The 22723-nt window shown below is 58.0% G+C and carries 24 protein-coding genes; 21 read left to right on the top strand and 3 right to left on the bottom strand.

Annotation, left to right across the window (positions count from 1 at the left end; genetic code table 11):
* The first annotated feature begins 11 nt into the window (after positions 1 to 11).
* Positions 12 to 875: a MurR/RpiR family transcriptional regulator gene (locus DQX05_RS10185; protein WP_472924365.1), complete on the top strand. Its 864-nt coding sequence runs from the start codon at positions 12 to 14 to the stop codon at positions 873 to 875.
* A 959-nt stretch (positions 876 to 1834) separates the two neighbouring features.
* A complete protein-coding gene (locus DQX05_RS10180; RefSeq protein ID WP_119793217.1) occupies positions 1835 to 3682 on the top strand; it encodes an ABC transporter ATP-binding protein in 1848 nt (615 codons plus the stop codon).
* 175 nt (positions 3683 to 3857) lie between these two features.
* Here DQX05_RS10180 and DQX05_RS10175 read toward each other — a convergent pair whose 3' ends face one another.
* Complete coding sequence (locus DQX05_RS10175; protein ID WP_119793216.1) at positions 3858 to 5009, bottom strand: virulence factor; 1152 nt, start codon at positions 5007 to 5009, stop codon at positions 3858 to 3860.
* 184 nt (positions 5010 to 5193) lie between these two features.
* Here DQX05_RS10175 and DQX05_RS30265 point away from each other — a divergent pair, with 184 nt between their 5' ends.
* Entirely contained in the window at positions 5194 to 5385 is a 192-nt protein-coding gene (locus DQX05_RS30265) for a hypothetical protein (RefSeq protein ID WP_147385170.1), read from the top strand.
* A 128-nt stretch (positions 5386 to 5513) separates the two neighbouring features.
* Positions 5514 to 6479 carry an MBL fold metallo-hydrolase gene (locus DQX05_RS10170; RefSeq protein ID WP_119793214.1) on the top strand — a complete coding sequence of 322 codons (966 nt, stop codon included), beginning with the start codon at positions 5514 to 5516 and terminating at the stop codon, positions 6477 to 6479.
* Between the two features lie 159 nt (positions 6480 to 6638).
* On the opposite strand, the gene rsgA is transcribed toward DQX05_RS10170, so the two are convergent.
* Positions 6639 to 7739, bottom strand: a complete 1101-nt coding sequence (gene rsgA / locus DQX05_RS10165; RefSeq protein ID WP_397335252.1) for a ribosome small subunit-dependent GTPase A — start codon at positions 7737 to 7739, stop codon at positions 6639 to 6641.
* Between the two features lie 522 nt (positions 7740 to 8261).
* Between rsgA and DQX05_RS10160 the strand changes: the two genes are divergently transcribed.
* Entirely contained in the window at positions 8262 to 9893 is a 1632-nt protein-coding gene (locus DQX05_RS10160; RefSeq protein WP_119793210.1) for an ABC-F family ATP-binding cassette domain-containing protein, read from the top strand.
* Positions 9894 to 9978: 85 nt separating this feature from the next.
* On the opposite strand, the gene DQX05_RS10155 is transcribed toward DQX05_RS10160, so the two are convergent.
* Positions 9979 to 10440 (bottom strand): ArpU family phage packaging/lysis transcriptional regulator, encoded by a 462-nt coding sequence (locus DQX05_RS10155; protein WP_119793208.1) that lies wholly within the window; start codon positions 10438 to 10440, stop codon positions 9979 to 9981.
* A 393-nt stretch (positions 10441 to 10833) separates the two neighbouring features.
* On the opposite strand from DQX05_RS10155, the gene DQX05_RS10150 reads away from it, so the two are divergent.
* From DQX05_RS10150 to DQX05_RS10070, 16 genes are all read left to right on the top strand, one after another.
* Positions 10834 to 11310, top strand: coding sequence for a hypothetical protein (locus DQX05_RS10150; RefSeq protein ID WP_119793206.1), 477 nt, complete (start codon positions 10834 to 10836; stop codon positions 11308 to 11310).
* Complete coding sequence (locus tag DQX05_RS10145; RefSeq protein ID WP_119793204.1) at positions 11310 to 12308, top strand: DUF3383 family protein; 999 nt, start codon at positions 11310 to 11312, stop codon at positions 12306 to 12308. Before DQX05_RS10150 ends, DQX05_RS10145 begins: the two co-directional genes overlap by 1 nt.
* Positions 12309 to 12570: 262 nt before the next feature.
* Complete coding sequence (locus DQX05_RS10140; protein WP_006677497.1) at positions 12571 to 12975, top strand: phage structural protein; 405 nt, start codon at positions 12571 to 12573, stop codon at positions 12973 to 12975.
* 33 nt (positions 12976 to 13008) lie between these two features.
* Positions 13009 to 13293, top strand: coding sequence for a hypothetical protein (locus DQX05_RS10135; protein WP_119793202.1), 285 nt, complete (start codon positions 13009 to 13011; stop codon positions 13291 to 13293).
* A 164-nt stretch (positions 13294 to 13457) separates the two neighbouring features.
* Entirely contained in the window at positions 13458 to 15233 is a 1776-nt protein-coding gene (locus tag DQX05_RS10130; RefSeq protein WP_119793200.1) for a hypothetical protein, read from the top strand.
* A 37-nt stretch (positions 15234 to 15270) separates the two neighbouring features.
* Entirely contained in the window at positions 15271 to 16005 is a 735-nt protein-coding gene (locus tag DQX05_RS10125; protein ID WP_119793199.1) for a LysM peptidoglycan-binding domain-containing protein, read from the top strand.
* A 61-nt stretch (positions 16006 to 16066) separates the two neighbouring features.
* Positions 16067 to 16387 carry a phage baseplate plug family protein gene (locus DQX05_RS10120; protein ID WP_119793197.1) on the top strand — a complete coding sequence of 107 codons (321 nt, stop codon included), beginning with the start codon at positions 16067 to 16069 and terminating at the stop codon, positions 16385 to 16387.
* Entirely contained in the window at positions 16371 to 17165 is a 795-nt protein-coding gene (locus DQX05_RS10115; protein ID WP_119793195.1) for a phage protein, read from the top strand. Before DQX05_RS10120 ends, DQX05_RS10115 begins: the two co-directional genes overlap by 17 nt.
* A 49-nt stretch (positions 17166 to 17214) precedes the next feature.
* Complete coding sequence (locus DQX05_RS10110) at positions 17215 to 17487, top strand: hypothetical protein (protein ID WP_087444607.1); 273 nt, start codon at positions 17215 to 17217, stop codon at positions 17485 to 17487.
* On the top strand, positions 17484 to 17852 hold the full coding sequence (locus DQX05_RS10105; RefSeq protein ID WP_119793193.1) for a contractile injection system sheath initiator: 369 nt from the start codon (positions 17484 to 17486) through the stop codon (positions 17850 to 17852). The genes DQX05_RS10110 and DQX05_RS10105 overlap by 4 nt, the downstream gene beginning before the upstream one ends.
* Positions 17824 to 19008, top strand: a complete 1185-nt coding sequence (locus DQX05_RS10100) for a baseplate J/gp47 family protein (protein WP_119793192.1) — start codon at positions 17824 to 17826, stop codon at positions 19006 to 19008. The genes DQX05_RS10105 and DQX05_RS10100 overlap by 29 nt, the downstream gene beginning before the upstream one ends.
* Positions 19001 to 19639: a hypothetical protein gene (locus tag DQX05_RS10095; protein ID WP_119793190.1), complete on the top strand. Its 639-nt coding sequence runs from the start codon at positions 19001 to 19003 to the stop codon at positions 19637 to 19639. The genes DQX05_RS10100 and DQX05_RS10095 overlap by 8 nt, the downstream gene beginning before the upstream one ends.
* A gap of 97 nt (positions 19640 to 19736) precedes the next feature.
* The gene (locus DQX05_RS30645; RefSeq protein WP_182914692.1) at positions 19737 to 20906 is read left to right on the top strand and encodes a pyocin knob domain-containing protein; all 1170 of its coding nucleotides are present in this window, start codon (positions 19737 to 19739) and stop codon (positions 20904 to 20906) included.
* A 651-nt stretch (positions 20907 to 21557) separates the two neighbouring features.
* Entirely contained in the window at positions 21558 to 21974 is a 417-nt protein-coding gene (locus tag DQX05_RS10080; RefSeq protein ID WP_119793188.1) for a phage holin family protein, read from the top strand.
* A 129-nt stretch (positions 21975 to 22103) separates the two neighbouring features.
* Entirely contained in the window at positions 22104 to 22454 is a 351-nt protein-coding gene (locus DQX05_RS10075; protein WP_182914691.1) for a sigma-70 family RNA polymerase sigma factor, read from the top strand.
* A complete protein-coding gene (locus tag DQX05_RS10070) occupies positions 22397 to 22615 on the top strand; it encodes a hypothetical protein (protein ID WP_119793185.1) in 219 nt (72 codons plus the stop codon). The genes DQX05_RS10075 and DQX05_RS10070 overlap by 58 nt, the downstream gene beginning before the upstream one ends.
* Positions 22616 to 22723: the final 108 nt, after the last annotated feature.

Below are 22723 nucleotides of genomic sequence, written 5' to 3'. Positions count from 1 at the left end.
TCACGAAGGGGGTGGATGCACTGCGTAATATAAGTATTCTGACCCGCATTCATTCCATGTATAATTCCTTCACGAACACCGAACGCAAAGTAGCGGATTATATATTGGAGCATACGAGAAGCGTCATCTATATGTCCATCACCGATCTGGCCGATGCCTGCGATGTCGGGGAATCGAGCATTTTCCGGTTCTGCAAGTCGCTTACTTTCAAAGGCTATCAGGAATTCAAGATCGCATTGGCGCACAGCATTACGGTGGAAAATGAAATCCCGCAGCTGACCGAGCAGATCGGGATGGACGACACGATCGGGCAGGTGGCATCCAAAGTATTGACCACGAATGTCAATGCGATCAACGAGACGTATGATCTTCTCAAGGCGGATGATATCGAGAAGGCGATCGACTATATGATTCAGGCGGAGCGCATTCATTTTTTTGGCGTGGGCACGTCCTTGATTACCGCACTGGAAGCGAAGAACAAATTTATGCGCATCACGAGAAAGACGGAATGCTCCATCGACTCCCATCTTCAGATGATGTCGGCCGCCCTCATGACCGAACGCGACGTGGCGATCATGTTCTCGTATTCGGGCTCGACCAAGGACACGATCGAGGTTGCGAAGAAGGCCAAGGAGAAGGGGGCCAAGATCATCTCGATCACCCGCTTCGTCAAATCCCCGTTGACGCTGCACTCGGATGTTACGCTCCTCTGCGGAGCGAATGAGGGCCCGCTCCAGGGTGGCTCCTTGTCCGCGAAGATCGCGCAGCTGTACTTGCTGGATGTGCTGTATGTCGAGTATTTCAAGCGCACGTACCAGGAATCGATCGACAACAAGGAGAGCACGGCGAACGCCGTCATTGAGAAGCTGCTATAGGGCAGGCAGGTTAAGGGGATAGCATCGGTGGGGGGCTGTCAGCCTTGAAAAGTGCTGCTGGCGTGTGTCCCATGGGCCCCTTCGCTTTCTTTCCCGTATCGATCGCTATTATGGATTTTGATGGCCTGCCTCAGCCGGAGAGCAGTCGCGGACTGCTCTCTTTTTTGCGCGCAGGTTGCGCGGGTAGCTTAGTCTGCAAAGCCTGCTTCGTCAGCTTAGTAGCTTAGCCTGTAAAGCTGCTTAACCTGGAAAGCCTGCTTAACCTGGAAAGCTTGCTTAACCTCGAAAGCTTGCTTGTCTGCACCAGTCCGCAAGGCCTACTTATTCCAAAGCCTTAACTTGCAAAACCAGCTTAGTCTGTAAAGCCTACTTCGTCAGCTTCGTCAGATTAGTTTGCAAACCAGCTTAACCTGCAAAACCTGCATAGTCTGCTTAACTTGAAAAATCAGCATAGAGCAGAATTGTTGCAAACCTGCGTCTGCAAAGACTGCAAAACCTAAAAAACCTGCTTATTCTATAAAACCCGCATACAGCAGAATTGCTGCAAAAGCTCCATTGAGCAGAATTATTTGCAAAACCTGCATGGAGCAGAATTACTGCAAAAGTGCAGCTTTTTCTCTTGATTTTGCGACTTTTTAGTAAAATTCCTGCTAGAATGCAGCTTTTCGCTCGTTTCACCTCCATTTCAAGCCGTGGCGCCACGAATTGCTGCACTTTAGCAGGATTTCTTTTTTCAGAAGAGGATGCGGTAAAGAATCCTGTATATTCGCAGGATTTTCGAGAGCTGTGCAGCGAGTCACGTGGAATACCTCTGCTTTTTTCTCGGGACAATGTCTTCCTAACGACATAATTGCGATTATAATAGAAGCAACATCACAGTACTACAATGGTGACAGTGTAAGGCAAGACATATACCGGCATAAATGGGGAGAGAAGCCGGATGATGAGGGGGAATCTGAATGTACCAAGGCTGGGGCAACCGCTCGGCGGTCCCAATTCGGGATGCGAAGGGGCAGCCGCGTGTCTCGGTGAAGGACGTGTCCTTCAAGCGGATCGGGGCCTTGTTCCGACCGTATCTGTTCCGGCTTTTCTGGATTGTTTTCCTGGCGCTCTCTGGCGCCATTATCGGCTTGCTGCCGCCGCTCGTCATGCAGCGCATTATCGACATCGCCATCCCGAACAAGGATGTGTCGCTGCTGCTGACCTGCGCCGCGTTGCTCGTCGGGCTGCCGATCGCAAGCGGGATGCTCAGCGTGCTGCAGAGCCATCTCAATACGCTCGTGACGCAGCATATTATGTCCGATCTGCGGCAGGGGCTGTTCCGCAACCTGCAGCGGCAGTCGGTCGGCTTCTTCACCGCCGCCCGCTCCGGCGAGGTCATCCAGCGGGTGACCGATGATGTGGCCGCGATTCAAAATGTCGTCACGAATGTCGCCGTCTCTTCGCTCACGCAGATCGTTATCATCTGCACGACAATTGGCATCCTGTTCACCCTTGACTGGAAGCTGGCGCTGATGGCGATCGTCATCCTGCCGTTGTCGATGATCCCGGTGCGCAAAGTATCGGGTTACCGCAAGCGGCTGCGCTCGGAGACCCAGAAGGTGCGGGCCGATATGTCCGCGCAATTGGGGGAAGTGTTCGGCGTCTCGGGCGCAATGCTGTCCCGCATCTTCGGGCGCGAAGCTGCGCTGCAAGCCCGGTTCGAGGAGCAGAACAACAAGGTAAAAGAGCTGGAAGTGAAGCTCAACCTGGCCGGACGCTGGTTCTTCATGTTCGTCTCGACGCTGGGGCCGCTCGGCACGGCGCTGATCTATATGTATGGCGGTTATCAGGTCATCTACGGCCCGATGACGATCGGCGCGATTGTCGCCTTCGCGGCCTATCTGTCCCGACTGTATCAGCCCTTCGGTACCTTGCTGAATCTGCACGTCGAGGTTGTTACCGCGATGGGGGTCTTCCATCGTATTTTCGAATATATGGATATGGAGCCGGAGGTGACGGACCGGACGAATGCGACCACGCTTGGCACGGTACAAGGCGCGGTGGAATTCTCAGATGTCACCTTCCGCTATGGAAGCGGAGGAGAGGTGCTGCGCGGCATCAGCTTCCATGCGGAGCCTGGGGAAGTGGTCGCTCTTGTCGGGCCGAGCGGCGCCGGCAAATCGACGCTGATCAACCTGATCGGCCGCCTGTATGACGCGACCGCAGGCACGGTTTTCATCGACGGCCATGATGTTCGGGACGTGACGCTGGAGTCGCTGCGCGCCCAGGTCGCGTACGTCACCCAGGAGTCGTTCATGTTCCACGCGACGGTGGCCGATAACCTGCGCATCGCCAAGGATAGCGCGACGCGGGCCGAGCTGGAGGAGGCTTGCCGCAAGGCTTATATTCACGATATGATTGCCGGCCTGCCCCAAGGCTATGATACCGTCGTCGGCGAGCGGGGGCATCGTCTCTCCGGCGGGGAACGGCAGCGGCTGGCGATCGCGCGGGCGATTCTCAAAAATCCGCGCATCCTGATTCTCGATGAGGCGACATCCCATCTGGACTCCGAGTCGGAGGCGTATGTGCAGGCAGCTCTGTCTGAGCTGATGCAGGGTCGGACGACCATCGTCATCGCCCACCGCTTGTCCACTGTCCTCTCCGCCGACCAAATCTTGGTCGTGGAAGAGGGCGAGATTGTGGAGCGGGGACGGCATGAAGCGCTGCTGAAGCTGGATGGGCGCTATGCCTCGCTGTACACGACGCAGTTCCACGCGACGCTGCATCCGGAAGAGGCGGCAATGGCTCCGTCGCCGGGACATTGAGCTGAATCAGAGGGGCTGTAGAGTCGGGAAATGAACCAAAAGACGGTATCCAGAACGGATACCGTCTTTTACTGCGGGCAGGCAGGCGTATCGTCCACGTGAAAGGGAGATACCCCGCCGTTCCGTTTTCCCTTTATTCCGTTGTCTGCTGAACCGCTGCAGCCCCGGTTCGTTGTCAGGACCGTTCGGCTTCGGATTGCTCGCGCAGGCGGGCCATCTGCTGCCAGACCGTGCCGACCGCTTCCTCGCCGGAGCGGATGCGTTCCAGCGCCATGCGCACCTGCAGCGCGACCTCGAACTCGCTGTCGTTCGCCGCTTCCTCCAGCGCCGGCACGGCCCGTTCGTCTCCCGCTTCGTAGAGGAAGCGGGCCGCGCGCCAGCGGACCAGCTTGTTCTTGTCCTTCAACGCTTCGATCATCGGCTCGATTGCCGCCGGATCGCCGATATCGGACAAGGTGTCCCCTGCTGTGCGGCGGACGCTGACCGAGGCATCGCGCAGCGCTTCGAACAGCAGCGGCAGGCATTCCGCCGTCTTGATCTCGCCCAGATAGACGACCGTCAGGCGCCGAATCTGGCTCTGCGGGTCGCGGAGCGTCTCCGTGAGCAGCGGCAGGCGGGCGGCCTCCGGCTCCATCCGATCCAGCGCCGCATAGCGCACGCGCCAATCGCTGTCCCTCAGGCGGGCGGCCAACTCTTCCTCTGTCAGCTCGCGGCGCTCTTCGATGAACGGCTCATCGCTCTTGGCTTTCTCGATCGCCTGGCGCACGAGCGAAGCGAGCCGCTCCTCCGGATACGCGGCCTCCAGCTCCTGCTCCACCTCGCGCGCGATATCCGCCAGCTCGCCGTAGCGGATGCCATAGTCGCTCAGCTTGCGCTCCTTGATCAAGGTAGCGCTGGCGACCTCGGTAACGGCCTTCACGAAGCGCTCGGACAGGCCGACGCGCTCCTCCCGGTTGTCCGCCTGCACCCGAATCTGCATCGGAATGCCGCGGAAATATTGAACATAGACCTGCGCCTCGCCGAAGGAGGTCCAGGCCGACCATTCCTCGCCCTGTGCGCTCTCTTCCTGCGGCTGTCCGAAAATATCGCGCACATCTGCCAGGATGCGGGCCCAATCGGCATTCGGATAGCGATCCAGCGCGATGAAGTCCGCGGTATGAAAGACGCTCTTCACGCCGTCGATATCGAGCAGCTGCCCGATGATCGGCGGCGCGGAGCGGCGGTTGTCTTCAGAGTAGGTTCGCCGTACGCCCGCCGGCAGCGTCTCATCCAGATGAAGCTTCATGGAATTCGGACTCGGCGTCGGTTCGATTGTGATCAATTGCATTGACGGCACCTCCTGTATCATTCTGGTATGTCTCCATTCTACATGAAGGCATAGGCGGGAACAATGCAGGTGCTCGGACAAGCATTTTGTGAGAACGGGAGGTTGGAACGGGCCGCTTTTAGTTAAAAATAGAGAAAGGTGCTCGGCGGCAGCGGCATGCCGCGACCGGCATGCCGCAACCGACATGCCGCAACCGACATGCCGCAAACGGCGTGCCGCCGTGGGCACTCGCTGCTTTTGCGGGGCGGGAATAGACGGCACTGCGGCGCGCGCATACGATAGAGGCAGACAGCGCCTGGCCGCGTGCGGCGCGCATGGAAGCGGGAGCGACGGACCCGGTTGGGGAACGCTGACCGGCAGCAAGGCCGTGGGGTGATTGGAGTTCGCCGGACCGATTTGTTATTCTAGTACGAGAATGAATTTTTCTTGCCCGGCCCCTTCCTTGCTGCTGCACGTTCGAACGGCAAGGCTTACGAATACTTGGTGTGCAAATGAGGTGGTGCGATGAAGCGCTATTACACGAATATGGACAATGTGTCGACAGAAAAAGCTTGGAAGCAATTCCGGCGTTGGCGCGCCGAACGCAAAGTGCGGCTGAAACAGAAGGATTATTCTTATATCGTTCCGCAAGTGAAGCCGGATCTAGCCAGACTGCATGATAATGATGGCGGCCTGTCCATCACCTGGATTGGACATTCCACCTTCCTGCTGCAAATGGGCGGCTTGAATATCGTCACGGATCCGGTATGGGCAGAGAGTATGGCGATGGAGAAGCGATTGTCTCCTCCCGGCATTCCGATTGATCAGATGCCGCCGGTTGATGTCATTCTCATCTCGCACTCCCATTATGATCATTTGCATATGGGCTCGCTTCGCAAGCTGGTAAGCCCGCGCACGCTGCTGGTCGTGCCGGGAGGGCTCAAGGCAAAGATGGTGCGCAAAGGCTTCCCGCAGACGGTCGAGCTGGAATGGTGGATGGAGCTCGTGATCGGCTCCGTGCGGGTGACCTTCGTGCCGGCCCAGCATTGGACGCGGCGGACGCTTTCCGATATGAACCGCTCCCACTGGGGCGGGTATGTGCTGGAACAGATGGATTTCGAAGCCGTGGAGACGGGAGAACGGCCGCCTGCGAAGGAGACGGTTTATTTTGCCGGGGACAGCGGATATTTCCGGGGCTTCCGGGAGATCGGCCGCCGCTTCGCTATCGATGTCGCGCTGATGCCGATCGGCGCCTACGAGCCGGAATGGTTCATGTCCCGTCAGCATGTGACGCCGGAGGAAGCGCTGCAGGCATTCGAGGATGTCGGCGCGAAGCTGATGATCCCGATGCACTACGGGGCCTTCAAGCTGGCGGATGACACGCCGAAGGAAGCGCTCGATCGGCTGGAAGCGGAGCGGCTGCGGCGGAGCCTTGATGAGTCACAAGTAAGGCTGCTGGCGCTCGGGGAGACGTGGCGCGGCGAGCAATAGAAGTGCACTTTATGCAAAAAAAGCCATTTGCCAAGGCGCTGCGCCTGAAGCAGATGGCTTTATTGATCTTGGGGCGGGCGCTGCCCGTCCAGCGAGCGGGAAGGCGAAGCCGCCCGCAGTACGAACGGCCCGCTCCGCGGACGGACGAGCCGCTCCCGCCTAGCGGCGCTTGGCCGGCTTCTTCGCGCCCTTCGCCTCCAGGCGCCGCAAGCGGGCTTCCTCGGCCCGGCGCATCCGGGCCTCTTCCCGCAGCAGCTTCCGGTAGCTGGCGAGACGGCCCGCTTCCAGCTCGCCGGAGGCGATCGCGGCGGTCACCGCGCAGCCCGGCTCCTGGCCGTGCGCGCAGTCGTGGAAGCGGCAGGCGGCCGCCAAGGCCTCGATGTCCTCGAAGGCCGAGGACAAGCCGTCATGGTCGGCGGAGGTCATGCCGACCTCGCGCATGCCGGGCGTGTCAATGAGCCACGCTCCGCCTTCGAGCGACAGCAGCTCGCGGTGCGTCGTCGTATGCCGCCCTTTGTTGTCGCTGGCGCGCACCTCCTGCGTCGCCATCCGTTCGCCGCCGGCCAAGGCATTGGCTAGCGTCGACTTGCCGACACCCGACGAGCCGACGAGCACTACCGTCGTGCCCGGGGCAAGCCGTGCGCGCAGCCGTTCCAGGCCGGCGCCGGTCAGCGCGGACACCGCGAACACGTCGGTGCCCGGTGCGGCGAGCTCGGCCTGCGCGATGAAGGCGTCCGCATCGTCGGCCGCATCGGCCTTCGTGAGCACGATGCATGGCACGGCGCCGCTATCCCAGGCAAGCGCGGCGTAGCGCTCCAGCCGGCGCGGCTCGAAGTCGAGTGTCATCGACGTGACGAGCAGCGCCACATCGGCGTTCGCCGCCACGACCTGCGCCTCCGGGCGGCTGCCGGCGACCTTACGCGCGAAGAGGCTGCGGCGCGGCAGCACGCCCGCGATCGTCGCGCGGCCTTCCGCCGGCCGCGGCGCGGCGGCAACCCAGTCGCCGACGGCCGGCCAATCGGCCGCCGCCGCCATCTGGTTGCGCGCCTGGCCGGACACGTCGGCGAGCCATTCGCTGCCGTCGGGGCCGGCGATGCGGTACAGATGCTTGTGCGCGAGCAAGACGCGCGCCGGTACCAGTCCGCCTGCATAGCGGCGCTGAGCGGCTTCGTTGAGCCCGTTCAACCAGTGGCTCCATGTCTCGGTCCAGCGGCTGTCCCAGCCGAGGCTGGCCAGCCCGGCCAGCGCATCGCTGCCCATGGCAGCTCCATTTATTTCATTTCGTTGTTGATTGTGGTCATTATGGATGTTGCAATAGCTATCGGTTTCGTTCAAGCCTGATATCTCCTTCGGTGCGGTCGATGCCGCATAAAATGAACTTGCATTGCAGTACCAACGATGCCCCATGCAGGGACAAACGACGTAGCGGCAGCAAGTTCGGGAGCACGGTATCAGGCGGGCCGACGCTTGGGGTTAGAGTTGAATCATGCCGAAGCGCCGGGCGCTTGCTCGTTCCTCCCGAACGTTATATACAGATGGATTCACCATATAACATCCCTCGCTTTCTTTCACAGATAGCTACATTATATAGGAAAAAAAGCAGCGGAAATAGTCCCCTGGCATATTTATCCGAACATCTCGGGAAGGGCGAGGGGTACGGGGGGACAATCTGTCAGATTCAGATAACAGGGGCGTCATTGCACAGGAAGCGGGCATAACCGGTCATAGTGTGCTATAATAGTCATTTGAATGATAAATCGCGTGTTAAAGGACGGGAATGCCATGATTAGTACAACCGGCGTTACGCTCCGATACGGCAAGCGGCCTTTGTTCGAGGATGTGAACATCAAGTTCACTCCAGGCAATTGCTACGGTCTTATCGGTGCGAACGGAGCAGGTAAATCGACATTTCTTAAAATATTATCCGGTGAAATTGAGCCTACCAACGGGGAGGTCCACATTACTCCGGGAGACCGTATGTCCGTATTGAAGCAGAACCATTATGAATACGATGAATTTGCGGTGCTGGAGACGGTTATTATGGGTCACCAGCGGCTGTACAGCATTATGAAGGAGAAAGACGCGCTCTATGCGAAGGCCGACTTCAGCGAAGAGGACGGCATGCGTGCTGGCGAGCTGGAAGGCGAATTCGCCGAGCTGAACGGCTGGGAAGCCGAAGCGGATGCGGCCGAGCTGCTTATCGGGCTGGGTATTCCGAAGAATCTCCACGACGACAAAATGTCGGAGCTGGACGGCAACCAGAAGGTCCGCGTCCTGCTGGCGCAGGCCCTGTTCGGACGCCCGAACATCCTGCTGCTTGACGAGCCGACGAACCATCTGGATCTCGAGTCGATCAACTGGCTGGAGCATTTCCTGATGGATTATGAAGGCACCGTCATCGTCGTATCCCACGATCGTCACTTCTTGAACAAGGTGTGCACGAATATCGCCGATATCGACTTCGGCAAGATTCAGCTGTATGCGGGGAACTACGATTTCTGGTATGAGTCGAGCCAGCTGGCGTTGAAGATGACGCGCGACCAGAACAAGAAGAAGGAAGAGAAGATCAAAGAGCTGCAGACGTTCATTCAGCGCTTCAGCGCGAACGCGTCCAAGTCGAAGCAGGCGACCGCCCGCAAAAAAATGCTCGACAAGATCACGCTCGACGACATCCGTCCGTCGAACCGGAAATATCCGTTCATCAACTTCAAGTCCGAACGGGAAGCAGGCAAGCAATTGCTCACGATCGAAGGCCTCACCAAGACGGTTGAGGGCGAGAAGGTGCTCGATAATATGCATCTCGTCGTGAACAAAGGCGACAAGATCGCGTTCGTCGGATCAAACGGCTTGGCGAAGACGACGCTGTTCCAGATTTTGATGGGCGAGCTGGAGCCGGATGCCGGCACATTCAGCTGGGGCGTGACGACGTCGCAGGCGTATTTCCCGAAAGATAACTCGGCTTACTTCGACGGGGTGGAAGACAATCTGGTCGATTGGCTGCGCCAATATTCGAAGGATCAGGACGAGACATTCCTGCGCGGCTTCCTGGGCCGCATGCTCTTCTCCGGGGAAGAGGCGTTGAAGAAGGCTAGCGTCTTGTCCGGGGGCGAGAAGGTACGCTGCATGCTCTCGAAAATGATGATGGCGGGCGCGAACGTGCTCATCCTCGACGAGCCGACGAACCACTTGGATCTGGAATCCATCACCGCGCTCAACAACGGTCTGATCGACTTCGACGGCACGATGCTGTTCACGTCGCATGACCATCAGTTCGTGCAGACGATCGCGAACCGCATCGTCGAGATTACGCCGAACGGCATCATCGACCGCGTGACGACGTTCGACGAGTACCTCGACAGCGACGAGATCAAGGGCTTGCGCGAGCAGATGTATCCGCAGGAGAGCAAGAAGTAAGCCTCCTCTGAAAAAGAAAGGCCCGGACGACCTGGGAACAGGCGGTCCGGGCTTATTTGTTGTTGTATTCTTCCCCTGCGAGCCCTCATCCGCCATGACCCGGGAACACATACTGGAACGCGTGCAGCAGCTTCTGGAACGCCCGCTTGCGGATATGGCCGTACGTGACCGCGCTGATCGGCGGATCGAAGGCGAAGCTGTACACGTTCGTGTCCGTGACGCGCGCCCCCTTCATATAGCGCTCGCGAATGAGGAGCTGCTCGTCCGGCTCCAGCTGGTCGACGAGCGATTCGATCACTTCGCAGAAGGCGAGACATTCGTTCGCCTTGTCCGCATTATGCACGGCGATACTGCCCGTCGGATCGCCGACCCGGTTCGTCGCGCCGTGCTCCTTCGCTTCATATTTCATCGTGACCGCCGCTTCCCGCACCGCATACCGCATTACTTTACACATCCGGTATTTCGCGAAAGTCTCCTCCATGAACCGCTTGGCCGCCTTCGGATCGAAGGAATCGAACGAAGGGATAGTGAATTGCCGGTCTTCCATATAGATTGTCCTCCTCCATAATCTGTTGCGATATATCCTTGTCTTATGAAAATGAGCCTGCCGATTCTGTGCCTCCCGCCGACAGATTCATGAATAGATGAGAATATACTCATTATACCACAAAACGAGAACAAATGTTCGTTAATATATTTAAAATAACGTTTTATAAATACTGTTGCTATTCTATAAAAATACGATAAAACAAACGTATGTTCCCTGTATTATAATGCTATTGTGGACGAGTTGAGCAGAAGGGACACGCATTCGGCGGACGACAGGTGCGGGCAAAGAGGCCAGAGGCACCGAATTTTCCCTTGTTCTGCTCCTCGCTCCGCAACAATGCCGGCACTGCTGCCGGTTTTTTTATTGCCGATGAGAGGGGGGAGAGACGGCTTGATTGTGTATCGCGATTATTTCGAGCAATGGCTGCAGCCGCTGGCAGAGTCCGCGGGACTTCCGCTCGAACCGCTGCCGCTGCAGGCGTCCGGGGAAGGACCGGCGCCAGACGGGGCCAGGCTGCTGTATCGCGTGTCCGTGCCCTATGCGGATCGTTCGCAGCGGCACCGGGATATGACCGGGCCGTTGACCAGGCTGGTCGAGATGGAATGGCAGCTGGTCTGGTGTTCGCCCGATCCGTGGACGGCGATGGAGCAATGCCGCCAAGCGATCGGCTGGCTCTGGACCGAAGGCGTAGACAAGCTGGAAGGCCTGTCGGCCGCGCTGGTTCATGTCAGCGACGCGCAATGGGTGGCGGAACCGGTTCACGGACTGGAGATTCGCGTCCGGTTGCGCATGCGGGACTCGTTCGCCCGGACAAGTCCCGGCGATATTGAGAAGGTTCATATGACATTGAAGGAGATGAAGGAATAATGACGATCCAGGATGTTCAAGTGACGATTGATTTGCAAAAACCGACAGGACGGTTGTCCTTCGGCATGCCGCTCATTCTCGGCAAGAAGGCGGGAGGATCGGCTTATAAGGAGTACGGCGATCTGAAGGCCGTTCAGGCGGACTTCGCCGAATCGGCGGCAGAGTACAAGATGGCTGCGGCTCTGTTCGGCCAAGGGGACCGCTCTCCGGCCCGCATCGCGATTGCGGCATGCGATGAGCAGGAAGACGCGGTGGAGCGCCTCCGTTCCGTCATGGATATGGGCTGGTACTATCTTCTCTCCCCTGATAACAGCGAAGCGACGGTTACGGTGCTGGCGCAGGAGCTGGAGAAGGAGGATTATCGCCTGTTCGTGACGCGGGTGTCCGACAAGACGAAGCTGCATGCGTTGAAAGCCGCCGGATTCAACCGCACGGTCGCGTTCTATCATACCGATGCCAGCGCCTACCCGGATGCCGCGCTCGTCGGCTCGGTCGGCTCCGCGGATGTCGGTTCCGTGACCTGGAAATTCAAGACCTGCACCGGGATCGCTCCGTTGAAGCTGACAGCCGGGGAATTGATCGAGATTCATGACGGCCGCGCGATTACGTATGTGAACAAGCAGGGTGAAGCCCGCACGTCCGAAGGCAAGACGCTGTCCGGCGAATATATCGATGTCATTATGGCGCGCGACTATGTTCGTGCTCGCATGGAAATGCAGATTCAGCATCTGCTCAATCAATCGTGCAAAATTCCATATACGGATGCCGGCATCGCGCAAATCGAGAGCACGGTGATCAATGTGCTGCTGGAGTCGTCCCGCATGGGCATCATTGCCGCGGATGACAGCGGCGAGCCGCTGTTCGGCACCTCCTTCCTGCTTCGCAACCTGGTCGATCCGGGCGATCGCGCGAACCGCGAATACCGCGGCGGATCGTTCTGGTTCGAGATTGCCGGAGCGGTGCATCAGGTGAAGGTGAACGGCGTCATCCGTTTCTAAGATATCACTTTTAATCACGAAGTATCTCTGGAGCATAATTCGGCATCGAATCTTGCATTCGCTCTTGAAGAGCTTATGCTTCCGAAGTATGTTTCCTGCGGAAACATTTCAGCTCATGTAGTCTCGCCTACACTGCGCTGCTCCTTACAAGTTTTGCAAAGCAAAACTCGCTTCGGAAGTATTCGCTTCGAGTTCTTGCAACCTTCTCGGTGCTGAAAAGTGACTTTCTAAACACAATTCAATTTAAGGAAGGTGCACATTCATGAGTATCGGCATTTATGATGCGAAGCAAGTGTCCGTCGTCATTAACGGCGAGTATATTACGGGATTCGGCGAGAATACCTTCGTCTCCTGCGAAAAGGACGAGGAGCAGAGCGTGGCTCATGTCGGCGCGCGCGGCGAGGTGGCGATCGCGCACAAAAATAATCCGCTCGGCACGATTAAGCTGACGCTGATGTCGACTTCGCCGCAGATTGCCCTGCTGCATCGTCTGGCACGCGAGAAAAAGCTGTTCTCGATCTGGGTGAAATCCAATAACGAGCCGGGCGAAACGATCGGGGGCACGCAGGCGATCGTGAAAAAGCTGCCGGCTGCCGCTTACGGCTCGGAGCTGGAGGATCGTGAATTTGAGATTCAAGTGTTGGATTATACGCATCGGGTGAACTAATTTCCATATTGGGATTCGGAAAGGGTGAATGAAGTGAGCAAGCAACAGACGGTAACGATCGAGCAAGAGGAATATGTGCTGCAGCATCCGGGCGCCCGCGCCCTAATGCGGCTCTATGATGTGGCGCTCAAATCAGACGGGGGATGGAAGCTGGAGCCGTCGATGGATTTTTTCCTCCAGCATGTCATAGTGTCTCCGCGCCTGAGCTGGGAAGCGCTTGAAGAGAAGACGGACATCATGACGCCGCTCTGGCTCGAATGCGCGCGCTTCCTGGGCATGGTGGATACGCCCTTGGAATCCGAATCATCCGACGTATAGACATTCCATCTCCCGCAATCCGCTCCGGCAATTGTTCTGGCGTGTCGTCCTGAACAGCCGGGGCGGCATTACGTATGCGGAAGCGAGCGGCATGAGCATCGAGGAATTATGCGAGGCTGCCGCAGCTATGGAATGGATGTACGGGACAGGAGGGGGGCAAGTCAATGGATGATCGGATCACCAAAAATGTGCACCGCGAGCTTCGCACGATGAACGGCAATCTGGCTGAGATTGGCTCCGTGTTCCGGATTATGACGGATAGCATGCAGGAGCAGATCGCGGAGATGAAGCGAGCCGCCAGACCGAAGCGGGGCGGACCCGCCCTGGCGACCGGCGGCATCGCGTCGGACGTGAAGTCGATCGCGAATATGATGCGAAGACAGGCCTCGATCCGCTCAGGAGGGCCGAACCTCGCGAATGCGGCCCAGCCGAATGAGCTGGCGCTCTCGGTCGGGCAGCAGTTGTCGGCTTCATTGGCGGCGCTTCAAAGAACGCTGGCCGCGAATAAGGGCCAGGCGAAAGCACCGGATCAGCCGGAGAAGAAGCCAGGGAATGAGGAGAAAACATACTGGCAAAAAGCGCTTGAATTCGCGAAAACCGCCCAAGACTATGTCTACGCCGCGAGTGACAGCATCAAAAAAGTAAAAGAAGTCATCGATAATGCGAAGTACGTGAAAAAGCTGTTCACCGGGGAATCCGGCGGCAGCCAATGCAAATGCTGCTGCTGCCAGGGTGGAGGAGGCATCTCGTCCGGCCTCGCGGGGGGAGGACGGAACAAGAAGAAAAAGCCGGGCCGGGGCAAACCTCTCAAGCTGAAGAAAGGGGCTCCAGGCCGAAGCGGGGGCGAAGGAGCGCAGCGGCAGAAGGAGCTTGGCAAAGCCGTTGCGCCGTCCAAGGACGGGACCGCCGCGCCGCCGGGTAAAAGCGGTACAGCCGTGCCGCCGGCCAAAGGCGCTCCGGCCGCTTCGCCGGCCAAAAGCGGTCCAGCCACTCCGCCGACAGCAGGCGGAACGGCCTCCCCGTCGGCAACCGCCGCTTCGCCCGCTTCGGCTCCGCAAGGCAAGAGTGCATCGGCGTCCACGCCGTTTGCGCGCGCGCGACGGAAAGTAACGAGCCCCAAGCCCAAGCGGGGACTTTTAAAAAAGGTCGGGACCTGGGGCGCAGTGGCCGCCATGGCGGGCGACTTCGCCTTGAATATGTTCGGCCGCAAGAAGGAAGAGAAAGAGGAAGAGGAAGGCGGCGAATATGCGATTACGGCCGCCCAGACGACGGCAGAGACCGTGCAATCGGTTCAAGCCGCCACCGGGACGATGGCGGAGATCGCCACTTCGACATCAACCGCATCGGATGTCGGCAAGGCCGCGTCCGCCGCCAAGAAGACGGGCTGGTTCGGCAAGCTGCTGAAAGGCGCCCGCACCGTGAGCAAGGCGACGAGGTTTCTGCGCTTTACGCCGGCCGGATTTTTGGGCGGGCTTGCTTTGGATGCCGGGTTGTGGGCGGCAGAGAAGTTTTTGCTTCCAAAAGAGGAGGAACAGCCCGCCGCCGCGCCTGACGCGAAGAAGCTGAGCGTGCAAAGCCGGCTCCCCTCTCCTGCGGTTGCCGCGGGAACGTACCGGCCCATGGCAGATGCTCCGTTGGCGTCTGCTCCGCCTTCCCCACTGCCGGAGCCTGTCCATTCCGGAAGCAGGGGCAGCTTCGGTCCGCCACTTCCTGCCGGGAACCGGAGCGGCCTCGATGTCACCGCGAACAGCAACGTGGTCATGAATCTGAATGTGAACGGCTATATCGATATGCGGATGATCGAGGAGATTAAGCGGATTGCGCGGGAGCAATTCGACGCGTCGTTCCGTTCGTTCGAGCGGAGCATCGCGAGCAAGCTGCCGTCGCCGAAGCCAATGCCGAAGCCGGTCGTTGCGGAAGGAGGCATGATGTCCTATTAATACGCGAAAAAGCAAGTTAGGCGGAGTCGATCTGTTCGTGATTTCCGAGGAGCCGGAATATTCGGTGCAGGTAAGCAGCCATAACATCGAGAAGGGCGGCATGGTCACGGACCATGTACAGAGGGAGACCGTGAGCCTGCATTTGGAAGGCTTGCTGATCGGGCCGCAGGCTTCGAACTACCGGCATCGGCTCGTCACCGCGATGAATGAAGGGAAGCTGCTGCAGTATAGCGGCCGCAATATGCTGCTTAATTGCGTTATTACGAGTCTGCGGACGACGCATGACAACTCAATCGCGAACGGCATGTCGTTCGCGATGACCTTGAAGCAGGTCAATCTTGTCAAGATTGCGTATGATAAGTTGCCGCCCAAGCGAAAAGCAGCCGTCAAGCCGAAGAGCCGCTCCGGCAAGCGGAATACGGCTTACCGGCCGAAGCCGGATGTTCATGTTGTGCGCCACGGCCAATCTATCAAAGATATCGCGGCCTACCACCAAGTCAGCGAAGCGGGGATTCGGGCCGGGATGAAGCTCTCCGGCATGCCGGGCATCGCGCAGGCGGGCATGATCGTAGCGCTTCAGGCTGCGAAGTCGTCGCAGCCCAAGCAGGTTAAGGGCGAGCCGATCCAGATGTATCAGGTTCAGCCCGGTGATAGTTGGGAATCGATCGCCAAGCATTTTGGAATCAGTAAATCACAATTGGAAGCCTTCAATGTCCAAAGGGTCAACATCTATATGAGTCCAGCGCCAGGAACGGTCATTCGCGTCAAATGATGCGAGCCCATTGACATAGCCCGCCCCGCTTGACTGGGGGCGGCCGGAAAGGGGGAGAAGCATGGCAATTATCCGGATCGACAAAGATCTGATTCCCTATTCCTTCGATATGGACCTGGGGGAACGAACATACACGTTCGAAGTGCGCTACAATGCGGCGCATGATTATTTTACGGTGGATCTGTCCGAAGGGGATAAGCCGCTGGCGCTCGGCGTGAAGCTCGTGTGGGGGATGCCCTTGTTCGAGAGCATGGAGACACGCGAGTTCCCGCTGGAGGTCATCGTGCCTTATGGCGACAATCCGGGAGAGTTGATTACTTGGGACACGCTGGGGCAGTCTGTGCACCTTCATTTGGGGGATGACGATGGAATACTTATATAAGCGCGGCTGCGAGATTTTGATCGGCGGATACCGCTTCACCTACGGGGACTTGACGATGCAGGTCATCGCTGACTTCGACGACGACAAGGAGCCGAGCGAATCGACGGTGGAGATCTACAATTTGTCCAAGCATACGCTGGCGAATATTCGGACCGGCATGCGCGTCATCGTGAACGCGGGGTACGGCAAAGACCTCGGCACGGTGCTGCAGGGTCGCATCGTGGAGGTGCGGACGAAGCGGGAACAGACCGAGCGGATCACGACGATTCAAGTGAAGGATGACGTGGCGGTATCTATCTATGAGATGGCGCATACGTACCGCCCAGGAACGAAGGCGAGCGAGATCATTCACGATCTGCTGACGCGGGCGCAGATTCCGCATGGACCGGTAGATTTGGAATCGGATCATGCCTATATGAAGGGCTTTATCATGAAGGGCGATCCGGTGGACGCGATTCGCCGCGCGGCTTCCGCCTGCAAGACCGGCGTATATACGCGGCAGGGGAAGCTTTATTTCCAGGCCCAGAGCAAAGGGGGCGGCGCAGGCTCCATCGTCAGGCTGTCGCCGAAGAGCGGCATGATCGGCAGTCCGCAGTCCTATGAGGAGAACAAGGAGGCCGGGGTCCGGGCGACATCGCTCCTGAACTACCGGCTGCATGCGGGCGCGCAGATCCGGCTTGTCAGCGAAGAGTTCGAAGGTGTGTACAAGGTGAAGCGGGGCAAGCATACGGTGTCGGCGGAACAATTTTTGACAGAGGTGGATTTGGTCAAAATCTAGGCGGTTGTCATTTTGATGAAATTGCAGTTGGAGAAGGAGGTGGCGCGCATTGGGAACGAATCGGGCGGTCGGCGCCCTGGAGGCCTGGATCGATCATAAGATGTCCGGGACGGCGGGCGCGCAGATCGGTACGGTCGTCAGCCTGGCGTCGGGGACGGCGGATGTGGAGCTGGACGGGGAAGCCGGCCTCATTCGTTATCAGCTTCCGCTGGTGGAGCAGGCTCCGGACATCGTGATCGAGCAGGGGAGCCGCGTCCTCGTCGTGTTCACCGAGGCAGGCCAGAACGGCGGCGTCATTGTCGGAAAGGTGGCGGGATCATGAGAACATGGGCACTCCATGAAGGAGATATTCGGGTAACCGATGGAGATATCGCCTGGATCGACGGGCGCGAGGAACTGGCGCAAGCGGTTCGCATTCGGCTGAGCACCCGCTTGGGAGAATATTTTTTGGCGCCGGATATGGGGCTTGATCATGAGCGGCTTGTCGGCAAGCAGGTAAGCGAAGACAGCATTCGCGAGGCGATTATGCGCTGCATCGCGGATGAACCGCGTGTGCAATCGGTGGAAGAGGTCGTCGTGGAGTGGGATGCGCATTCACGCGCCGTGCAGGCGCATGTCTGGATGACGAGCGCGGACGGAGAGGAGGTTGAGCTTGTCTATGCTGACAGAAGCGGGACTGAAGCGTAAGACGTATCACGAGATTTATGAGGAAATGGTGGCCGGCGTGAGCAAACGGCTGGGCCAGGATATCAATATGTCGGAGACGTCGCCCCTCGGCATGATGATGCAGGTGTTCGCCTGGCATTTGGCGGAGCTATGGGAGGATGTCGAGCAGGTGTACCACGAGTCGTACATTCAATATGCGACAGGCGTCCAATTGGATGCCCTGGCCGTGTTCTACGGTCTGCGGCGGAAGCTGGAGCAGGCCGCGCACGGTCGCGTTCAGGTGACCGGAACCCCGAATTATACGGTGCAGCCTGGGCTGCAGGTTGGTACCAAGTCGGGGGTCTGGTTCACCACGGACGAGGCTTGCGTACTGGATGGGAGCGGCACGGGCGAGGTCACGGTGACAGCGATTGTGCCGGGCAGCAGCGGCAACGTTCCGGCGGGCTCGGTCACGGAGCTGCTTACATCGGTGAAGGAGATTGCGGCGATTACGAATCAGGATAGCATGACCGACGGACGCGAGCGGGAAAATGACACGGAGTTCCGCGATCGGCTGCGGGCGGCCCGGGATGGCAGCCAAGCCGCCACGGTGGACGCGATCGTATCGGCTCTGCTGCAGCTTCCGGAGGTAAAGTCGGCGGCCGTACGCGTCAACGATACGATGGAGACGAACGCGGAAGGCGTTCCGCCGAAGTCGATCCGCGCCTATGTGCATGGCGGGCAGTCGGAGCAGATTGCACGGACCCTTTTCGAGAAAAAGGCAGCCGGCATCGGCACCGACGGTGCGGAGACCGTCAAGGTGCGGGATGTGAGCGGGAACGAGCATGAGGTCCGCTTCAGCCGCATGAAGCTGCTGGATGCGCATGTGGAAGCTGTCGTCAAGGCGGGGTCGTCGTTCCCGGCACGCGGCGAGGACGATATTATCACCGCGATCGCGCAGTATATCGGCGGCGTCGGCGCGGATCGGCAGGATTATACCGGCCTGCCGCAAGGCTCGCGCATCGTGTATAGCCGACTGGTGGCGGCGATTCAGAACGTGGACGGCGTCGAAGAAGTGAGCGAATTGAAGGTGAAGCTGGGCACGGGTGACTGGGTCAGCGGCAACGTGGATATTCCGCTCTACGAGGTAGCCCGCGTGGCGCCGGAGCGGATTAAGGTGGCGGTAAGCGATGATTAATCTGCATGACGTGATGGCGCTGCTGCCGGATGTGATCGACAAGGAAGACAGCCGCTTCGCCCAGCTTGTGAGCGTCTGGCTCGAACAGATGAACGAGATTCGGGCCACGGTGGAGCGCATCTCGGCCTGGAAGAGCATCGATCAGGCGGAAGGGGCCGCGCTGGACGACATCGGCGGTAATCTGGGCCAACCCCGCGGGCAGGCGACCGATGAGATCTACCGCATTCTGCTGCGCTCGAAGCTGGCTCGCATGAATGCGAGCGGGGATATCGATTCCATCATCGGCGTGTTGGCCTTGGCCCTCAATGCCGATCCGTCCGTCCTGGCGATTCGGGAAAAGCAGAACGACGCCCATGATCCCGAGCCTGCGGCGATTCAGGTTGTCAAGGTTCCTTACGAGCAGTTGAACCGCGTCGGCATGAGCCCGGCGCAGTTCGTCCGCCTCGTGCAAAGCGTCACCTCTGCCGGCGTTAGCGTGGCGCAGGTGGATCTGTCGGGGACGTTCGAGTTGTCGTCCGTGGTGGACAATCCGGAGCAGAGCGAGCACGGGCTGGCCGATGAAGCGATGACCGTCGGCGGCACGCTCGGGGATGTTTATACGCCGGGACATGATTATCCGATTCCGGTGTAAGAGAGTTGCAGCATATCCTATTAGTTTTTTCTTGAAGAAGTAGATTCCCGAAATGTTCTGAAACTTTTTCAATATATTCAATGTGGGAGGGAGCCATATGGCATTTCAAAAGCCGCTTCCGGAGTGGAAGCAGCCCGGCATCCGTCCGCCGGAGTCCAAAATCAAAGAAGGCTACCAGGTTCTCGACAAGCCTCCAGCCGCTTGGCTGAACTGGCAAATGAACACAACCTATGAAGCCTTGCAGGAATTGCAGGAGAAGGCGGCGGAGAAGGAGGACGTATCGCAGGCGCTGGGCGAGGCGAAGGCGTATACGGACGAGAAGGTCGCCCATATCGACCTGACTAAAATCTCGCCGGAGTCCATCGGGGCCGCCAAGAAGGCCGACCTGGACGCACACGCGGCCGACGCGGTGAAGCATATTACGGTGGTGGAACGGACAGCGTGGAACCAAGCTGAAACGAATGCGAAGTCATATATTGATGCCAAACCGTGGCAACGCCATAAGGTATCTGGTGATGATGGTGCAGCAATTGATATCACGAATCGTGATTTGAACAGCATTGTACACACTGGTTTCTATAAGGGTACGAATCTAGGGAATGCCCCTGTGCTCCTGCATGGTTGGGGTTACGTTGAGGTCATTACCCATGCTCCCGGCTCCTGGGTACTGCAAAAGGTTTACGATTTACATGCGGATCGTTTCTATATGCGCAGGCTGACAGACAGCGGCTGGACAGCATGGACGCAAGACCTTTTTCAATCTGGCGTTGACGCGAAAACTCGTATCGCGGGTGCCATCAACGCCAAGGGAGTGCCGGCATCCGCGAATGATACGTTTGGGCAGTTAGCTGCAAAGATCGATAAAATTTATACTGGTTTTCCTGTCACGAGAATAAATATCACATCATCTTACCACAAGAGAAGTTTTTGGGATTATGATAGTCGCAGTCGCGGTCAAGGCATGTATTTTGTGGTGGTGACAGGTCTCGGATTTCGAGCTAAACGCATCACGATTCAAACACCGACAAGTTCTGCTCCTTGGGCTATATATGATGAGAAGTGGCCTAACAGGGTAAGAGTCACGAATTTTCGTTTTGGAGAGTACGACTATGATATGCAGGTTGTACTAGCAGACACCTTGCCTGATTTTAGCCAAAATTCATATGGGTGGTTGGAAGGTACAATTACGCCTGATGGTTTTTTAATGCCTATTGGTACCGATGAGGCAGGATGGGGGAAAGAGTTGTATGTAGTCGCAATTGGTTAGGAGGGGGAAAATGGAAGTAGGACGTTGACTTTATTTTGATATTGCAACTGGCACTGTCATAGTTGATACTGGAGAGCGCTCGGGCAATGTTATCGAATCATCTGTCGAATATGATATGACAGTATACAAAGCCCTGTCTGAGCGTAACCGAGAGACTTTTGGCGTACTCCAGCTCGAATACGGCCAATACGCTGAGGACTTCGCAACCTGCTCCGGATATCGAGTCAATCCGACCACGAAGCAACTGGAATTTAGCTACCCAGATCCAGATAATCCAGAGCCGGAACTGCCAGCATATCGGCCGCCGCTATCTGAACAGTTGGAGCAAACCAAAGCTAGAGTAGCGGATCTTGAACTGACTATTGCCGAATTGGTCTCATCAAAATAGTAGGAGAGGTTTTCGATGTTGAAAGATTTCCAAATCCGTGTTCTTGCTCGGGCATGTGTTACTCGGTATGACCTGGGCGAAGGGGATATTGGCACTGTCGTTTCAAGTTATCATCTGGCTGCTCCCGATTCCGAGAGAGTCATAGCCTATGTATATAGTCAACGGCCGGATATTAGGCCGCAAGCTTAAGCGCCGAACAGGCGCTTTTTTTCACGCCCTCGGACACCCTCCGGGGGCTATTTTACGCAAAGGAGGGACTAGATATGGAAAGACTGGACGTGCTTTTGAAGTCGGCCTTTGCGGCGGCTGGCGGGACGGCGGCGTTTTTCTTCGGCGGCTGGCCGGCGCTGCTGCAAGTGCTGCTTATCATCGTCGCGATTGATTACGTGACGGGCGTGATGGCGGCCGGGGCCGAAGGGCGGCTGCGCAGCAGCATCGGGCTGATGGGCATTGCGCGCAAGGTGTTTATTTTTTTCGTCGTGGCGGTGGCGCACCAGGTGGATAGCGTGCTGGGAGACCAGCATTTGCTGCGCGACGCGACGATTTTTTTCTATTTGGCCAATGAGCTGCTGTCGATCATTGAGAATGGCGGCCGCCTGGGCGTGCCGCTGCCGCCGATCATTAAGCAGGCGGTCGAGGTACTGCGCGGCAAGGGCGAAATTCGCGACAAGCAGCAGTAAGCGCGGTTCCCTGCGGCCAAGGCCAACGGAGGCCGGCACATAAACGGAGCGTTCAAAGGGCCGGTTTTGCGCTGGAAAGGGGCTGACGCTGGGCCTTTTGAAGGATTTCCACAGGGGAGGAATGACGAAGTGACTCCGCAGACGACTCTTATGGAACGTGTTCGCAAGGAATTGTATCGCAGGGCCTGGAGGCTGCAATACCGGGCGAAGGCGGCCCGCAGCCGCGAGATCCCATGGAGGGCGGAATCCTTCGCCGCTCCCGATTTCACGACGCAAGCCGACAACCGCTTGCTCGTCCGGCAATTGCTGCAGGAGCTGCCCCGCGACAAGGGGCGGGTTATCCTGTATCGCCTGTATGTCGAGGATGAGACGGAGGTACAGGTCGCGCGGAAGCTGAATCTGACCCAGCAGGCGGTGAGCAAATGGAAACGCAAATCCCTTCACCGGTTATGTCAGAAGCTGAGTTCGCCGAATGGATGAAGCAGGCCCGGCAGCATGATAAGGACGCCCTTTTGCGCTTGATTCGCTATTTCGAACCCGATATTCAATATATGTGCCGCTTCATGCGCATGCCGAAGGAGGATGCGGAGCAGAGCCTTCGCCTGGAGCTGATTGATCTGTTGAAGCATGCCGAGGTATAGCATAGGCGAGGAACCATTTGTATGATCGCTGCCGCTGCCTGGAAGGTTGCGGCTTTTTACGGCGAAATGAACCCTACGGGAAAGCAGAACAGATTTATCATAACGAGC

It is taken from the genome of Paenibacillus thiaminolyticus, assembly GCF_003591545.1.
Classification (GTDB): domain Bacteria; phylum Bacillota; class Bacilli; order Paenibacillales; family Paenibacillaceae; genus Paenibacillus_B; species Paenibacillus_B thiaminolyticus_A.
Note: the sequence above shows the minus strand (reverse complement) of the source record. Positions and strands in the feature narration are given on the sequence as shown.

Bases quoted from the DNA above. Each gene is read 5' to 3' on its own strand.
- DQX05_RS10180 (WP_119793217.1), top strand. From the start codon at position 1,835: ATGTACCAAGGCTGGGGCAACCGCTCGGCGGTCCCAATTCGGGATGCG.
- DQX05_RS10175 (WP_119793216.1), bottom strand. From the start codon at position 5,009: ATGCAATTGATCACAATCGAACCGACGCCGAGTCCGAATTCCATGAAG.
- DQX05_RS30265 (WP_147385170.1), top strand. From the start codon at position 5,194: ATGCCGCAACCGACATGCCGCAAACGGCGTGCCGCCGTGGGCACTCGC.
- DQX05_RS10170 (WP_119793214.1), top strand. From the start codon at position 5,514: ATGAAGCGCTATTACACGAATATGGACAATGTGTCGACAGAAAAAGCT.
- rsgA (WP_397335252.1), bottom strand. From the start codon at position 7,739: ATGGGCAGCGATGCGCTGGCCGGGCTGGCCAGCCTCGGCTGGGACAGC.
- DQX05_RS10160 (WP_119793210.1), top strand. From the start codon at position 8,262: ATGATTAGTACAACCGGCGTTACGCTCCGATACGGCAAGCGGCCTTTG.
- DQX05_RS10155 (WP_119793208.1), bottom strand. From the start codon at position 10,440: ATGGAAGACCGGCAATTCACTATCCCTTCGTTCGATTCCTTCGATCCG.
- DQX05_RS10145 (WP_119793204.1), top strand. From the start codon at position 11,310: ATGACGATCCAGGATGTTCAAGTGACGATTGATTTGCAAAAACCGACA.
- DQX05_RS10140 (WP_006677497.1), top strand. From the start codon at position 12,571: ATGAGTATCGGCATTTATGATGCGAAGCAAGTGTCCGTCGTCATTAAC.
- DQX05_RS10130 (WP_119793200.1), top strand. From the start codon at position 13,458: ATGGATGATCGGATCACCAAAAATGTGCACCGCGAGCTTCGCACGATG.
- DQX05_RS10120 (WP_119793197.1), top strand. From the start codon at position 16,067: ATGGCAATTATCCGGATCGACAAAGATCTGATTCCCTATTCCTTCGAT.
- DQX05_RS10115 (WP_119793195.1), top strand. From the start codon at position 16,371: ATGGAATACTTATATAAGCGCGGCTGCGAGATTTTGATCGGCGGATAC.
- DQX05_RS10105 (WP_119793193.1), top strand. From the start codon at position 17,484: ATGAGAACATGGGCACTCCATGAAGGAGATATTCGGGTAACCGATGGA.
- DQX05_RS10100 (WP_119793192.1), top strand. From the start codon at position 17,824: ATGCTGACAGAAGCGGGACTGAAGCGTAAGACGTATCACGAGATTTAT.
- DQX05_RS10095 (WP_119793190.1), top strand. From the start codon at position 19,001: ATGATTAATCTGCATGACGTGATGGCGCTGCTGCCGGATGTGATCGAC.
- DQX05_RS30645 (WP_182914692.1), top strand. From the start codon at position 19,737: ATGGCATTTCAAAAGCCGCTTCCGGAGTGGAAGCAGCCCGGCATCCGT.
- DQX05_RS10080 (WP_119793188.1), top strand. From the start codon at position 21,558: ATGGAAAGACTGGACGTGCTTTTGAAGTCGGCCTTTGCGGCGGCTGGC.
- DQX05_RS10070 (WP_119793185.1), top strand. From the start codon at position 22,397: ATGGAAACGCAAATCCCTTCACCGGTTATGTCAGAAGCTGAGTTCGCC.